Genomic DNA, 16,080 nt, shown 5'->3' on the forward strand with positions numbered 1-16,080 from the left:
TGCCTATTCACGCCCTCCGCTGAGAATGGCCACGGCGACCCTGTCCGGTGCGCCGGACACCCGGGTGACAAAGGTGGCGACCTGGCGGTCACCGCATCCGAGCACGACCCACCCGATCGGTTCGGTCGAGATCAGGCGCCACTCGTCGGCGGCGGGCAGGCAGTCCAGGGCGGCCTGGACCCGCGTCGCCGCGGCGTCGAGCGGTTCCCCGGCGGCCTGGGCGACCTGATGCGCCAGCTCCACCCGGGAGCCGAGCCGGTCGGCCCACTCCGCTGGGGTCTGGCGGGTCACCGGGGTGACCGCGCAGCCGGTCTGATCCGCGGCCGCGACGCACAGGGCGAGACCGGCCGCCGAACTGGCCGACACGTTCCGCTCCCCGGTGACCCGGGGTTGGCCGTCCCTGGTGTAGCGGACCTTGGTCGGCGTACCCAGTGCCCGACCGACCGCGATCGTGGTCGTCGACTGGGCCGGGCCCGCTGGCGCGGGTTCGACAGCGACCGCGACCGGGGAACCCAGCACGTCCCGCATCGCCCGTTCCAGGTAGCAACCGAGCAGGACCGGGTGCCAGGGTCCTGAGCCGTCCTGCCTGCGCACGGCCCGCAGCCGCAGGCCCTCCCACCGTTCGACGACCGTGCCGGCCGCGTCGCGCAGCGCGATGTCGTACACGTAGGTGTCGCCGTCGCGCGAGCGTTCGGTGGCGCGGAACCGGAGGGAGTCGGCGTCGAACATGGCCGGGCCGGCCGGCACGATCCGCTCGATGCCCTGGGGCAGCAACGTCGCGTCGGGTACGCAGACCTGGTTGCCGTGCATCATCGCGTCCCGCACACCCGGATCGCCGAGCAGCAGGGTGGACGGCAGGTAGGCGGCGAACCAGTCGGTCGAGGCGTCCGCCGCCACTGTGGCGTCCACGTCGCGCGCGGCGGCCAGGTGGTACGTCCGCAGGCGCTGGAACCGGCGGCCCTGGAACAGGACCGGGCCGTAGAGGTCGGTCGCCGGGTCGAGTGGCACCTCGGGCAGGCCGGGTTCGACAGGTTCGGGTGCTCCCGCCGCCGGAGGTGTCGGCGTGAAGCACAACCGGGCCCGGAAGTGGTCGGCGCTGAATCCGGTCTCCTCGCTGCGCAGCGCGACCTCCACGGTGTCCGGGCCGGTGACGACGGCCGCGATCCGGATCCGGGTGCTGCCGTGCGGCGGCACGACGATCGGTCGGAGGAACTCGGCGTTGTCGATGACCGGAGCGTTTACCGCACCGGTGACCGCCGTCGCGACCTGTGCCATGGCCTCCATCCCGAAGACCGCCGGGAAGAGCTGGTTGCCGTCGAGCAGGTGATCGGCCAGGTACAGGTCGGTTCCACCGCTCAGCTCCACCTCGCAGATCAGCTCGACCCCGTGGTAGCGCACCACCGGGCGTTCGACGAAGCGCAGCAGCGGCAGTTCCGGCTCGTCGTACCGCATCGTGTCGATGCCGTGGGTACGGCCGCTGATCACCACGGTGCCCGGGCTGTCCGGGTCGGCCAGCAGCCGACGGAGCACGGCGATCCCCTGCTCCGGTGGGATGGGGCTCACTCCGTCGCGGTCGAGCTTCTCGACCACGTCCAGCCGTTCGCCCATGCCGACGTCCGACCACACCGACCACTCCAGGCAGAGCGCGCGGCAGTGCGGGTTCTGCCGGCCGAACTCGGCGGTGGCGTCGGCCAGCCAGTCGTTCGCCGTGGCGTAGTGGGCCTCGCCGGGTAGTCCGGCGCGGCCGATGATGCTGCCCAGGGTGACCAGCAGTCGTACCTGCCGCGGGTCGACGGCGGCCAGCACCGCGCGCAGGCCGCCTACCTTCGGCGCGAGCGTACGGCCGATGGTGTCCGCCTCCAGGGTGAGCAGCGAGGCCGGTTCGTTGCGGCCGGCGCCGTGCAGCACCGCGGTGACCGGGCCGAGGGTCGCGGTCAGCGTGTCCACCGCACGTCTGACCGACTCCGGGTCGGTGACGTCGGCGCGGGCGTACTCGACGGTGACGCCGGCCTGTGCCATTCGCTGGAGGTTGGCCGACAGCTCGGCGTCCTCCGCCGGGTCGGATCGTCCCAGCAGCGCGAGCCTGGCCCCGCTGTCCTGGGCCATGGCCAGGGCGCACTCGGCCGTGATGCCCTTGCCGCCTCCGGTGACCAGCAGCACGTCCGGCGCCGCGAGGGCCTGGACGGTCCGGGCCGGTTCGAAGGGCAGCACCCGGAGTGTCGGGGTGCGGCGGGTGCCGTCCGCGTCGTAGAACACCTCGGCGAAGGACTCCGTCACGGTCGTCTCCGCCGTGACCCGCGCCACCGCCTCATCCGCGTCGGCCAGGTGGACCACAGTCACCCGTGTCTGCGGCGACTCCAGGTGCAGCGTCTTGGCCAACCCGGCCGCGCCCCGGCCCTGCTGGACCAGGACGAAGCGGCGGTTCGACGGGCCGGCCAGGATCACCTTGGCCCCGCGCAGGGCCAGTTCGAGGTCCTGCTCGGCGCAGTCCGGCGGAAGGCAGACCAGCACGCCCGCGCCCACGCCGGCTCGGGCCAGGGCGGCGCTCAGGTCCTGGGCGTACGGGTGACCGGCCGGCGCGAAGACCTGCCACTCGTCGTCGGTGTCCCGGGCCGTCCGGGACGGAATCGGGGTGACGTCCAGGTCCACCGACCAGGGGCGGACCCAACCGGCCGCTCCGGCGGGCGCCACCGGAGCGGCCGCCTCGACGGGTTCGGTGTCGCGGGCCATCGCCTCGTAGGCGTCCGCCAGCTCCCGTACGGTCGAGGTGGCGAAGTTGGGCGGTGTCTGGCCGACCGGGATCTTGAGCTGGGTCGCGACCTGGTTGACGATCTGACCCACGGTGATGGAGCTCAGGTGCAGGTCGTCGAGCAACCGGCTGTCCGGACGCACCAGGTCCAGCGGCAGCTCGGCCCGTTCGGCGGCGAGCCGCCGCAGCAGCTCCAGACTGGAGGTCGCGGCATCGTCGGCCACCCCCGCGCCCGCGCCGCCTATCGGCGAGTCCGTCTGGGCCTGGACCGACGACGCCGCAACGGCGGGCTGGATCGGTACGTCGATGTCGAGTGCCGGGACCGCCTCGCACGGACTGGCGAAGAACGACTGCCTGGCCCCGATCTCCAAGGGCTTGAGCAGCCGGCCATGGAACAGGCTCGAGTCGACCTCGGCGGCGCCGACCACGAACGCCGCCCCGACCACCCGCAGCACGCCGGTCAGCGACTCGTCATCGGTGTCCAGGGACACCGCGCGCAGATCGGCGGCCGCGGCGAGCCCGGTGAGCACCCGACCGGGACCGACCTCGATCAACAGGTCGACCTCCTTGCCCACCAGGGCGAGGGCCTGCTGGAACAGCACCGGATCGGTGATCTGGTTGCGCAGCAGCCCGGTGAGGTCCGCGTCGGCCGGCAGCAGCTCACCGGTCACCGAGGACATCACCCGACCGTTCAGCGGCGCCCAGGCCTGGCCGTCGAGCGCCGCCCCGAACACCTCGGCCGCCTTTGCGACAAGCGGCGAGTGGAACGCGTGCGACACGGGGAGCCGGCCGGCGACGTAGCCAGCTTCGCGGGCCCGGACACAGGCCGCCTCGACGGCCTCGACGCGCCCGGCGATCACCGTCTGCTGCGGGCTGTTGTAGGCGGCGATGACGACGTCCGAGCCGTCGATGATCTGCTCGACCTCCACCGCGGGAGCGCTGATCCTGGCCATCGTGCCGGTCACGCCGTGCTCGCTCATGGCCTGACCGCGCTCGGCGGCGAGCCGGAGCAGCGCGTCCTCGTCCAGAGCGCCTGCCCAGTGCAGGGCCGTGAGCTCGCCGAGGCTGTGGCCGAGGGACACCGAGGCGTGCAGCCCGAGCGAGGACAGGACCCGCAGGCCGGCCATCGACCCGGTGACGATCCGGGGTTGCGCCACCTCGGTCGCCACTGTGTCGCGGCCGGTCGGCAGGGCGGCCTTGGCGTACACCGCGTCCGCCTCGGTGAAACGGCGTCGCATCGCGCCGCCGCTGGTCCCCTGCCCGGATCCCTGGCCGGGGAACAGGAAGCCGACCTGGCCACGCCGGGCGAAGTACCCGAGCAGGGTCCGTCCGTCCGCGCTGAAGCTGGTCGTCTCGCCGGCCTCGACCTTCTCCAGCAGGCTCCGCAGCCGGGTGGTGGCGTCGGCGGGCGAACTGGCCACCACGGCCGCGCGGAAGGGCAGGTCACGCAGCCGCTGGTGCAGGGTCGCGGCCAGGTCACCGAGCTGGGCGTACGAGATCACCGGCACGAAGTCGACAAGCTCCCGCAGCCGGTCCGACAGTTCGGTGGCCGAGGCCGCGTCGACCAGCAGCAGTTCGTGGTCCTGGATGGCCGTGGCGATGGCCCGGGTCCGGACATCGAATCCGTTGCGCCGCTTGGTGTTCTCCAGTACGACGTGGGTGTTGATGCCACCGAAGCCCATGGCGGTCACACCGGCGCGGACCGGACCGGTGGTCGGCCACGGCTCGGCCTGACGCAGCACCCGGAGCGTCGCGTCCGGGGCGGTCAGCAGGTCGTGGGGATCGTTACAGCCCAACGCCGGCGGCAGGACCTGGTGGTGCACGGCCATCGCGGCCCGGATCAGACCGGCCACGCCGGCGGCGGCCTTGGTGTGGCCGATCATCGCCTTGACCGAGCCGACCACGGCCGGCGTCCCGGTGGCGCCGGCGGCCCGCCGCGCCTCGGACAACGCACGCAGCTCGGTCGCGTCGCCGACCGAGGTGCCGGTGCCGTGACCCTCGAACATGCCGACCGTCTCGACGCCGAATCCGGCGCGCTCGTACGCCCGCTGCATCGCCAGTTGGTAGCCGCTGAACTCCGGCCGGGTCATGCCGCCCTTGCCGTCGGATGACATGCCCCAGCCGGCCACCGTGGCGATCACCCGCTGGCTGCTGCGCAGGGCGTCCTCCTCGCGCATCAGGACGATCATGCCGCAGCCCTCACCGGGCCAGAACCCGTTCGCGCCCCGGTCGTAGACCTTCATCTCGCCGCGGGCCAGCGCCCCGGTCTTGGCGAAACCGATCATCTCGAACGGATCGATCGACAGGTCGACCCCACCGGCCACGGCCACGTCGACCACACCGTCGACCAGGTTGTTGCAGGCGGTGGCCACCGCCAGCAGCGACGACGAGCAGGCGCCGTCGACGGTGAAGCCACCGCCGTTGAGGTCGAAGTAGTTGCAGATGCGGCCGGCGATCGTGTTCGACAGACCGCCGGCGAGGGTGTCCTCGTCCACCTCGGGGAAGGGTGCCTTGTAGACGCCCTCCAGCTTCGCGATGAACGCGCCGAGCCGATCGTCGTCCCAGCCCTCCCGGCGCAGCGCGGCGGCGACCGTACGCCTGACGAACGGCCAGCGCAGCCGCATCTGACCGGCGCGGGAGAACTCACCGGTCAGGCTGTTGCCCACGACGACGGCCGTCCGCTGGCGGGGCAGCCCCTCGCCGCCGGGGAACCCGGCGTCGGCCAACGCCTGCGACGCGACGTCCAGGGCGAGCCAGTGGGTCAGGTCGGTCGACCGGTACGTGCTGCCGGCGACCTTGAAGGCCAGCCGGTCGAACTCGTAACCCTCGATGACGGCGGCCATACGGGCGTAGAACCGGTCGGGTGCCTCCGGGTCGGCCGACCAGTAGTCGTCGAGGTTCATCCGCTCCGACGGCAGTTGACGGAACGCGCGTCGCCCGGCGACCGCGTTCTCCCACAACTCACGTGGGCTGTTGGCATCGGGGTAGCGGCAGGCCATGCCGACAATAGCGATCCGGGTCATTTTTGCTCCGTGGCGGTTAGTGCGTAGTGTCCGGAACGAGCAAAGGCATCCGAAATCCGTTGGCGCCAGACTTCGAACGCCGGTACCTGGTCGTCGCCCGGAAGGTCCACCATCGCCTCATCTGTGACCTTCTGCGCCAGCGCCACCGGCTGGCCGCAGAGGATCCGGGTGGCCGTCTCGTTGTGCGGGCAGACCAGGTTGGCTCTGGCACGAGCGCCGGCCGCGAAGGCGGCGCCCTGCGCCAGCTGCGGCCGGTATTCCTTGGCGTGCTCCCACAGGGCGGTCAGTTCGGCCTCGGTGGCGCCGCCGGCATAGGTGGCGGCGAGCCCGATGCCGCTGTAGAGGTCGACCCACCGCTGGCGGGGGTAGCGCTCGACCAGGCCGGCCACGACTTCGACGTCGGTGCCGCCGATGAACCAGAGCGCCCGACCGATGCCCTGGTCGATGGCGCGTGTGGCGTAGTCCCGCGCGGTCCCGTCACGCCACGGGATCGAGCTGTCCTCGTACAGGTCGTAGACGTAACGCTCGGTGCGGAAGTAGGCCTGGTGGAACCCGTAGCCGTCGAGCACCAGCCAGCGCAGCAGCGGATCGGGCGCGTGCAGCCTCGACCAGCAGATCCGGGGCAGTCGCGCCATGGCCCACCCGACGCCGACGTACGCCATGTAGACGTGGTCGGCGCCGGTGCCGGCCAGATAGCGCTCGACATTGCGCCCACCGGGGCGCATGCCGTCGCGGATCGCGAAAGCCATGGCGGCGCCCTCGTTGGCGAAACCACGGAACCGAATGGGTATGGCCGCCAGCGGCGCCTCGGCGTCAGCCGGTGTCCGAGCCTGGGCGGCGATTCCGAAGCCGTCAAGGAAAGTGCCACCGACGGTCTCCAGCAGCGTGCGCGCCTCGGGGCTCTTGACGTGGAATCCGCGGACATCCATCCTGGTGGCGGATCGGTTGGGTGTCATTATCTTGCGGCGAATCACTCGAAGAGCGTTCATCGGTGGGCTACTCCTGTGCCACTAGGCCGACATTGGGAAGCGTTGTACGCCTCGCCATCTCCCTGAGCCTGGCAAGACGTCGGTGACGTGTCTTCTTTGGTGTTGCCGAGGGCCGGTCAGATCGAACAGTCGGATCCGGGCCGAAATCCGCAAATGCGGAAACGGTCCGGTTGCGACATCGCATCCGGACCATTTCTCACAATGCGGTCGGTCGCCATCGGGAGATGCCGTGGGCCAGCTGGTGGATTCGACACGCGTCCTAGGGCCGGCGGGGCTGGGGCCGGTGGATGAGCATGACCAGCAGCGCGATGACGGATCCCGCGGCCACGACGGTGAGCACGACGCTGAGCGGGTCGCTACCGAAGTGGTCGTGGCCGCCGGCGGCCGGTTGCGCGGCATCGGCGGGCGCCGCCGGGGAGGCGATCGACGAGGACACACGGAAACGGTTGGTGCCGGTGAAGGTACGGCCGTCGGCCAGGACGACGTGATAGGCCAGCACGTAGTCACCGTCGGCCTGGATGGTCACCGGCTTGTCGATCTTCGCACCGGACACCACCGGCGCACCGGACGGCACCAGGTGGCCGCTGCCGTCGGAGACCCCGATGTGGATCTGCGCGGGCTGCACCGCCTCGTCGAAGGTGAGCGACACCTGGTGGGGTGGCTCGCGCAGGGCCGCGCCGTCGGCCGGGTAGACCGGCCCGAGGTCGGCGCCCCGGCTCCCGGCGTACATCAGCACACCGATCGCGACGACGACAACCGCTCCGGCCGCCGCTGCGAGCCTCCCCCACCGGGTGGTGCGGTTCATCGCCGTCAGACCCGGACCAGCTCGCGGGCGCAGGTGCAGACGGTCAACTCCCGCTCGGCATCCTTGGGGCGCAGGTGGAAGTACATGGCGACCACCATCGGGACGAAGACGATGGTGTTGTAGAACAGGTGCAGCTCGACCCGGGGGTAGAAGTACTGGAGGATGCTGGTCGGCACCGCGGCGCCGAACAGGTAGTTGTGAGTCTGTGCCTGGATCAGCAGCAGCAGGTGCTCGATGTGGTGCCAGAACTGGATGGCCAGCGCCACGGTCCACCACGTCCGGGCCCGGCCGACGAATCCGTCGCGCAGGGCGAACAGGCCGATCAGCATCACGATCGCGTAGCCGTAGTGCAGCAGCTCGGACGACACCAGCCACGGATAGAACTGGCCGAGAACGCCCCGCGCCTGCGGTCGCGGCTGGTTGAAGGCCCAGATCTGCGCAGCCTGCACCAGGTGCTCGGCCCAGTGGGCCAACACAATGAACATGAACACACCGAGAGTCAGTCGATGACCCGCCCCGTTCATCCAACTGACAGAACGCGGGTTGTTTCTCGCTAGCGTGGCCACAAGCCCCTCCGCACCATTTTGAAGGCACCCGACGGCGCCGACTCAACGATGGGATCATACCGACGGCGACCCATCTCGTAAATTGCTCCGATGCGTACCGGACTGCCGTCGCATTGTCCGTCGTGAGTCGCGATACCGGCCGCTCCGCAGGTTGTGCAAGCATTTTTCCGTGCCCGTCGGCGCGATGCGCGCAAGATTCGACGGAGTGCCCATCACCATCGCAAAAAGGGTGATTACGCACGTGCGGCGGTGCGCTTTTCTCCCGAATTGCCGGCCCGCCCGTCGCAAGAGCAATCTGGAACATCCCACTGGCCCGATCTACCCAGACAATGGCGTCCATGACTCTGCATGATCACCGCCAGGCAATCACCGTGCCGCCGAGCAGCGGGCCCGAGCACCGGGGCCGGATCATCGTCGGCAGCGTCGTGGCCGGCGTGCTGCTGGCCATCCTCTGGTCGTTCGAGTTCGTCGACCACGTCATCGGCGACAACGTCGCCAACACCCTGCTCGGCCACGACGCCAAGGCCACCGCCATCGGCGGCACCGTGGCCGGTCTCGCGTTCGCGTTCGTCTCCGGTCTGGCCGGCACGTTCACCGCCTGCAACATCGCCATGGCGGCGTCCATCGGCCCGATGAGCCAGGCCAGTGCCGACTCCCCCACCCGCAGCGGCCTGCGCAGCATGCTCAAGCCGGTGGGATGGCTGACTCTCGGCATGGTGACGGTCTCCGGCGTCTACGGCTTCGTCGGAGTGCTCATCGGCGACCGGCTGCCGCAACTGTCGACCGACACGGCCGGCGGCATACCCGTACGCCTCTGGCAGTCGATGGTGGTGTTCGGCCTGGTGGGTCTGGCCTTCGTCTATCTGGGGCTCGCCGCGCTCGGGATCCTCCCCGACCCGTTCGCCCGACGCCCCGTCGCCCGCGTGGTCACCCTCGGCGCTCTCGTCGGGGCCTTCCTCATCGGGCGCCCGTATCCGTTGTTCAACAAGCTGTTCCACTGGGCCGTCGACAGTGGCAACCCGCTGTACGGCGCCGGGGCGTTCATCCTCCAGTCCCTGGGCAACATCGTCATCGTGGCGGCCCTGTTCAGCCTGATCGTGCTGCTCAGCCGGGGGCGTGCCATCGTCTGGCTGTCCAGCGACCCGGCCCGCACCGTCGCGGTGACCGGCGCGCTGCTGATCGCCCTGGGCATCTTCACGTTCGTCTACTGGGACGTCCGGCTGCCCGCCATGTTCGGGCACGGATGGTTCCCCACAATGCCGTACAACAACTGACGAGGCGTTCGGGCCGGCGGGGGCGCACAGCCGCCGCCGGCCGGCTACGAGTTCGGCATGTGGACGACCCGGAGGTATCCGGGCAGCAGCCACGGTCGGGGCCCGCCGATGATCACGTCGCGGCGCAGCACCGCCGAGAGCATGCTGATGCGCCCGAACAGCATGAGATTGAACCGCGCCGGACGGTAGGTGACGCGCGCGTCCAGCGGGGTGCCGGGCGGGGCGATGGTCAACCGGCCGTCCTCCAGGACGGTCGTGGTCTGCGCGGTGTACGCCGACCGGTACGCCACCGCGACCGGGCGCGCGGGCTGGCGCGCGCCGGTGTCGATGAGGACGCCGTGGTCGTGCCGCACCATGTCGAGAAAGAACAGGTCGAAGAAGAGCGCGGCCTCGGCCTCCGGCATCGGCCACGGTCGGCCCGCCGCCCGGGCGATGTCCCAGCCGTGGACGAGGAGTTCGTTCGTGAGGTGAGCGAACAGGCCCGCGACAGTTACCGACGCTCCGCCGAGCCAGCGGACGACGCTGCCCGGATCCGTGTGCGCGCTGGCCCGGAGCAGGTGATCGACGGTGTCCGACAGGTCCCGGCACAGCACGTCGGCGTCCCGCTCGGTCAGGTGCCGCATGACGAGCACGTTGAGCGACGAGACAGTGTCCACTGTCGTCCGTTCCAGCGCACCGGCGAGCCCGGGCACCGGCGGCGGCTCGACATCGGCGTCGACAAGCGAGACGTAGAGCACCGCGATGGACAGCACGTGCACGGCGGTGTCCGACACGGTCCAATCCTTGGTGACCATGGTGCTCGCCGGCGTCGGGCACGACTTGACAAGCGCGATGAAGCGCTGGGTGGCCTGGTGCACGGCTGCTCGGGCGTCGGGCCATCGATCGCGGGCGTTCTTCGTCACCGCACCACTCTCACATCGGACCGGCCGCTGGCGGATCCTCCAGCGTGCGCAGTTCCGGCATCTGTGCATCGAGACGACACGGACCCCTTGGGCGTGTCCGTCCCCCGTCCGGCAACGCGCGAGGTGGACGCCCCGGCGGGCGATGCGAGGCTGGCCGCATGACCGAGTGCGACGCCGAGGCCCCACGGCGAGGGTGGGCACCGGCACGAGCGGTCCGCACCACCGCTGGCAGGGACGTACCGGCGGTGGCCTGAGCGAGCGCCGCCGCTGCGCCGGACGAGCCGGTGTGGCGGCGGTGCTTTCCAGCGGCACCGACCTTCAACCACCGCCTGACGCAGAGACGGGATCGGGATGACCACACTGTTCGCGCGCGCGACGCGCCGCGCCGGCCGTTCGCATTTCCGGTACGTGCGCCCGGTGCCGTTCGCCGCGGCCACCGGTCTCGTGGGCACCGTGTACCGGCGGATCGAGGCGGAGTTCGGAATGCTCGCCCCGCCCCTCGCCCTGCACTCCCCCGCACCGTCGGTGCTGGCGGCCAGCTGGTCGATCCTGCGTGAGGTGCTGGTGGTGCCCGGGTTGGTCGCACGCGCGGACAAGGAAGCCGTCGCGGCTGCCGTGTCGCTGGCGAACAACTGCCCGTACTGCGCCGAGGTGCACAGCACGACGCTGCGGGGGCTGGTACGCGGGAAGGACCCCGAGGCCATCGCCGCGGGCCGTATCGAGGACGTGACCGACGACCGGTTGCGGACGCTCGCCGGGTGGGCGGTCACGTCCGCCGAGGCTCCCGGCCCGGCCCCCTTCCCCCGCGCTCAGGCGCCGGAGCTGATTGGCACGGTCCTGACGTTCCAGTACATCAACCGCATGGTCAACGTCTTCCTCCAGGAGTCGCCCCTGCCGCCGGTGCAGGGAATCGCACGTGACGTGGTGCGGCGAGGAGCCGCCCGGGTGATGCGGCGACTGGCCTCCTCCGCTCCCCTGCCCGGGCTCGACACCGACGACCTCCTCCCCGCCGCGCAGCTGCCCGACGACCTGCGCTGGGCGCAGAGCCGTCCCTCCATCGCCAACGCCCTGGCCCGTGCGGCCGGCGCGATCGACGAGGCTGGCGAGCGGCGGCTCACGACCGCGGCACGCGACATGGTCCGCGCCGCCCTGCGGGAACCGGGCCGCGACGCGGGAACGGCGCCGTGGCTCCAGGAGCGGCTCGGCACCCTGCCGGCCAGGGACCGCCCGGCGACCCGCCTCGCTCTGCTCACCGCCGTCTCGTCGTTCCGCATCACCGATTCGGTCGTCGCGGGCGTACGGGCGACCGGCGCGGACGACGCGGCGCTGATCGAGGTCACGTCGTGGGCGAGCCTGACCGCTGCCCGCCACATCGCCGCACGTCAGGACATGGGGAACGACGACCACGGCGGGAACCCCGCCGGGTGATGTCGTCCGGCCTGCGACCGCGCCGCTCGGTCGACCCGGCGGGTGGACACGACACGGTCACGCCTCAGGGGCAGGGTGTACGCGCGCAGACGTCGATGACCTCTCCGGTGAGCAGGAAGACCGCCTTCTGCCGCTGGGCGCCGGACTGGGCGCGCGGAAACTCGTGTGGATCGTCGCCGTACTCCGGCCCGGCCGGGGCGAGGTTGGTCGACGGTGGCGCGTACGCCGCGCCGCTGTTCCAGACCACCATCGCTGAGCCGGTGTACGGGTAGCTGCGGATCGGCGCGATGCCCCAGTACGGCCGCACGTCAGGTGACCAGCCGTCGGCGAGCGCCGGGGTGTGCAGGCGGGCGCCGATGGTGCGCGCCTGCACCTCGGCCGCCGCGGGCGAGACCTGGTGGTCCCCGAAGGCCACGTGCATGAGCACCTGGTGTGCCGGGGTGTTCGGCAACGGCCGGTCGGTCATGTGCTGGGCGTACCCGTTGGCCTCGGAGCGGTCCCACAGCATCTGGAGCAGCGCGAGGATCAGCTGCTGGTCGACCTTGTCCGGGTAGTAGCCGTCCAGGACCGTCTGGAACGGCGCGAAGTCCACGCTGCGTTGCAGCAGCGTGGAGTAGTTCATCGCCGGTACGCCGAGCACCGACCGGGTCCAGTCCTGGGCGATGGCGGTGAGCGCGCCGCCGTTGATGCCGCCCTGACTGTTGCCGTCGTAGTGCAGCCCGCCGGCCACGTCGATAAGCGGTCCTGCCCTGTCGTCCCGGAACGCCGGGTGGGCGGCGAACCCGCGGGGGTGGATCATCGCGCGGCCCAGGAAGAGGAAGTTCAGGAAGCTCTGCTGCAACCTGTCCGCCACGGCGGGGAAGGCGCTGAGGTCGGTGAAGGCGCCGGCCACGTAGGGCACGTCGGCGGCGGCCATGCCGATCCAGCTGGTCGCGCAGAAGGTGAAGTCGTACGTGTTCGACATCGTCTTCACGTTTCCGGCGTTGATCTCGGTGGGCCTGCCGAGCAGACCGTGGCCGTAGAGCGAGAGGTGCGCCGGCCTCGCGGCGGAGGCACTGCGCGGGATGTTGCAGACGAAGTCCGCCGCCGTTGTCACTCCGGACGGCGTGGGCAGGGCGTTCGGCGTCGGTGGCGTTCCGCCGCCGCCGAGCGGCCCGTAGTGCAGCCGGGAGCCGGGCCCGCCGTCGCCGGTCAGGTACGACGGCACGCCGATGGTTCCGGTCACCTGCCGGGCGATCAGCGGATCCTGCTCGGGCGCGTAGTCGGTCACCTGGGTGACGGTGAACGAGGGTGCGGCCCGGCGGAGGTCGGCGAAGGCGCTGTCCCGCATCGCCAGCATCCGCCCGGTCAGGCCCTGTCGGCTGGCCACTGTGAAATCCCAGGCCAGGTAGAGGCTGTGCCGCTTGACGCCGGTCCGGTTCAGGTCGGCGATGATCCGCTTCATCTGCGGGACGCGTGGGTCCCGATGGCCGAGGCCGACGCCCTTGGCGTACGCCGTGAACGCCTTCGGCGCCGGGATCGACGCCCCCGTGCTGTCGCGCATACCGCGCAGGCCGACGACGTACCGGGTGCCCTCGGCCAGCGCCACCGCCGGCCGGATGATCAGCGACTGCCGGTCCGGCTGGCCGGCGGCGTGCGCGTCCGGCTCGGCCCAGTAGGGGGTGCGCTTCCCGGTGCGGGTGTCGAGCAGCACGATCGGCGCGTCCGGCGCCAGCGAGCGGCCGATGTCGGTGACCGGTGCGATCCGGGTCGCCGTGGCGTCGAGGCCGGGCACCCGCACCAGGATCGGTGAACCGGGGCTGAACCCGTCCTGCCGGTTCCATTCCGTCGGGTCGATCGGCGTCCCCTGGACGTTGGCGGGCATCGCGGAGGTCGCGAACCGCACCCGCTTGCCGGTGGGGCTGGTCCGGTCCGGCACGGTGAAGTAGTCGTTCGGGAACGGCAGCAGACAGGCCGTCGGGTCGATGGGGTCGCAGGCCGGCTGCCCGGCGGGCGCGGAAGTCGCCGGGGGCGCCGCGGCGGCGCCGGCGCCGACCAGGACGGTGCCCGCCGTCACCAGCACGGACACGGCGAGACCGAGCCGTCGGTGTGGGGTCACACGCTTCTCCTTTGACAGTGGACGGTGGATCGCCGCGGGGTCGGCCATGGCGGATCGACTGTGGTGTTCTTCCTACGCTCGTGAAGAGATCTCAGCAAGGCGCGAGGATCACCTGACGGTCGGGCCGGCGCCGCGGAAACCGTGTCTCGTCTCACCGTGATCTTCGGCCGGATCACGACGACGTCCCGGTAGTCTTGATCGGGTCCAGACTGTGCGCATATGTCCCCGATCCGAGGGGTGACCATGACTGACGACAAGTCCGGCCGTATCGACCTCGCACGCCTGCGGGAACTACTCGACGGTCCGTGGGCCAAGGTTCGCAACGCGCACCGGGACCACCTCGACGAGCGCTTCCTCCCGGTCTACGGCGAGACCGGTGACCAGGCACGTGAGCGGATCACCCGACTGCTCACCGAACTCCCCGCCGAGCTGGGAATGGCGTCGGCCTTCCCCACCGAGTACGGCGGCAGCGCCGACGTCGGCGGCTCGATCATCGCCAGCGAGATGCTGGCGCAGGTCGACCTGTCGCTGATGGTCAAGGCGGGCGTGCAGTGGGGCCTGTTCGGCGGGGCTGTCGCGGCCCTCGGCACCCGACGGCACCACGACGCCTACCTCCGGGACATCGTCTCGGGCAAGACCTTCGGCTGCTTCGCCATGACCGAGACCGGGCACGGCTCCGATGTCCAGCAACTGCGCACCACCTGCACGTACGACCCGCGGACGCAGACCTTCGACCTGCACACCCCGCACGAGGCGGCCCGCAAGGACTACATCGGCAACGCCGCCCGGGACGGGCGGATGGCGGTCGTCTTCGCGCAGCTGATCACGAACGGTGAGCGGCACGGCGTACACGCGTGGTTGGTGCCGATCCGCGACGCGCAGGGCAAACCGCTGCCCGGGGTGCGCATCGGGGACGCCGGTCCGAAGGCCGGCCTGCTCGGCGTGGACAACGGGCGGCTCACCTTCGACCACGTACAGGTGCCGAGGGACATGCTGCTCGACCGCTACGGTCAGGTCGCCGAGGACGGGACGTACTCCAGCCCGATCGAGAACGACTCCCGGCGCTTCTTCACCATGCTCGGCACCCTGGTCCGCGGCCGGGTGAGCGTGGGCGGCGCCGCGTCGGCGGCCACGAAGTCGGCGCTGACCATCGCGGTGCGCTACGGCGACATACGGCGCCAGTTCGGCACGCCCGACGCGGAGCGGGAGGTGCTGCTCAACGACTACCTGGCCCACCAGCGCAAGCTGCTGCCCGCCCTGGCCACCACGTACGCGCTGCACTTCGCCCAGACCGAGCTGGTGGCCGCGCTCAGTGAGGTGCAGGGCGGCGACGGGCCGGTCGACGAACACCGGCAACGGGAGCTGGAGTCCCGTGCCGCCGGTCTCAAGGCCGCGCAGACGTGGCACGCGACCCGGACCATCCAGATGTGCCGCGAGGCGTGCGGTGGCGCCGGCTACCTGGCGGAGAACCGGCTACCCAGCCTGAAGGCCGACACCGACGTCTTCACCACCTTCGAGGGTGACAACACGGTGCTGTTGCAGCTGGTGGCCAAGGGACTGCTCACCGGCTACCGGGACGAGTTCGGCTCGCTTGACGGCTGGGGGCGCGCCTCCTTCGTCGCCGAGCAGGTCCGCGAGATGGTGCTCGAACGCACCGCCGCGCGGTCGCTCATCGAACGGCTGATCGGCGCCGTGCCCGGTCGCGACGAGGAGGTCGCCGTCACCGACCGCGGCTGGCAGCTCAAGGCCTTCGAGGACCGCGAGAGGCACCTCCTGGACGGCGCGGTCCGCCGCCTGCGGGGCGGCGCGGCCACGAAGAAGGACCGGCCCTTCGACATCTTCAACGACGTCCAGGACCACGTCCTGACCGTGGCCTCCGCGCACATCGACCGGATCACCCTGGAGGCGTTCGTCGCCGGCATCGAGGAGACCGCCGACCCGGCGGTCCGGGCGCTGCTCTCCCGGGTCTGTGACCTGTACGCGCTAAGCGTCATCGAGGCCAACAAGGGATGGTTCCTGGAGCACGGCCGTCTCACGCCGGCACGCGCCAAGGCCGTCACGGGCGTGGTCAACGCTCTGCTCAAGGAGCTACGCCCACACATGCGCACCCTCGTCGACGGTTTCGCCATCCCGGACTCGTGGCTGCACGCCGCGATCCTGCGCGAGGAACCCCAGCGGCAGGAGACCATGGCCGCCCACGGGTCGACACCACCGGCGGGGTGAGGCAGCGGGCCGCCGCCACGGCA

Annotated in this window: 9 protein-coding genes; 3 read left to right on the forward strand and 6 right to left on the reverse strand. The window is 71.1% G+C overall.

The window, feature by feature from the left end; translation table 11 throughout:
* Positions 1 to 3 precede the first annotated feature (3 nt).
* The 4 genes from FHG89_RS16460 to FHG89_RS16475 all read right to left on the reverse strand — a co-directional run bounded on the left by FHG89_RS16460 (position 4) and on the right by FHG89_RS16475 (position 8,051).
* Positions 4 to 5,772 carry a type I polyketide synthase gene (locus tag FHG89_RS16460; protein ID WP_139585266.1) on the reverse strand — a complete coding sequence of 1,923 codons (5,769 nt, stop codon included), beginning with the start codon at positions 5,770 to 5,772 and terminating at the stop codon, positions 4 to 6.
* Positions 5,769 to 6,761 (reverse strand): DUF1702 family protein, encoded by a 993-nt coding sequence (locus FHG89_RS16465; RefSeq protein ID WP_139585267.1) that lies wholly within the window; start codon positions 6,759 to 6,761, stop codon positions 5,769 to 5,771. The genes FHG89_RS16460 and FHG89_RS16465 overlap by 4 nt, the downstream gene beginning before the upstream one ends.
* Positions 6,762 to 7,020: 259 nt before the next feature.
* Complete coding sequence (locus FHG89_RS16470; protein WP_139585268.1) at positions 7,021 to 7,566, reverse strand: copper resistance CopC family protein; 546 nt, start codon at positions 7,564 to 7,566, stop codon at positions 7,021 to 7,023.
* 5 nt (positions 7,567 to 7,571) lie between these two features.
* Positions 7,572 to 8,051 carry a hypothetical protein gene (locus tag FHG89_RS16475; RefSeq protein ID WP_244295523.1) on the reverse strand — a complete coding sequence of 160 codons (480 nt, stop codon included), beginning with the start codon at positions 8,049 to 8,051 and terminating at the stop codon, positions 7,572 to 7,574.
* 419 nt (positions 8,052 to 8,470) lie between these two features.
* Here FHG89_RS16475 and FHG89_RS16480 point away from each other — a divergent pair, with 419 nt between their 5' ends.
* On the forward strand, positions 8,471 to 9,406 hold the full coding sequence (locus FHG89_RS16480) for a hypothetical protein (RefSeq protein ID WP_139585270.1): 936 nt from the start codon (positions 8,471 to 8,473) through the stop codon (positions 9,404 to 9,406).
* A gap of 44 nt (positions 9,407 to 9,450) precedes the next feature.
* Here FHG89_RS16480 and FHG89_RS16485 read toward each other — a convergent pair whose 3' ends face one another.
* The gene (locus FHG89_RS16485; RefSeq protein WP_208760996.1) at positions 9,451 to 10,308 is read right to left on the reverse strand and encodes a maleylpyruvate isomerase N-terminal domain-containing protein; all 858 of its coding nucleotides are present in this window, start codon (positions 10,306 to 10,308) and stop codon (positions 9,451 to 9,453) included.
* A gap of 408 nt (positions 10,309 to 10,716) precedes the next feature.
* Between FHG89_RS16485 and FHG89_RS16490 the strand changes: the two genes are divergently transcribed.
* On the forward strand, positions 10,717 to 11,736 hold the full coding sequence (locus FHG89_RS16490) for a carboxymuconolactone decarboxylase family protein (RefSeq protein WP_425280184.1): 1,020 nt from the start codon (positions 10,717 to 10,719) through the stop codon (positions 11,734 to 11,736).
* A 64-nt stretch (positions 11,737 to 11,800) separates the two neighbouring features.
* Here the strand turns inward: FHG89_RS16490 and FHG89_RS16495 are convergent, their stop codons facing one another.
* A complete protein-coding gene (locus FHG89_RS16495) occupies positions 11,801 to 13,834 on the reverse strand; it encodes a hypothetical protein (protein WP_244295526.1) in 2,034 nt (677 codons plus the stop codon).
* A 243-nt stretch (positions 13,835 to 14,077) separates the two neighbouring features.
* Between FHG89_RS16495 and FHG89_RS16500 the strand changes: the two genes are divergently transcribed.
* Positions 14,078 to 16,057: an acyl-CoA dehydrogenase family protein gene (locus FHG89_RS16500; RefSeq protein ID WP_139585274.1), complete on the forward strand. Its 1,980-nt coding sequence runs from the start codon at positions 14,078 to 14,080 to the stop codon at positions 16,055 to 16,057.
* Positions 16,058 to 16,080: the final 23 nt, after the last annotated feature.

This window comes from Micromonospora orduensis, from assembly GCF_006228125.1.
GTDB classification, from domain to species: Bacteria; Actinomycetota; Actinomycetes; order Mycobacteriales; family Micromonosporaceae; genus Micromonospora; species Micromonospora orduensis.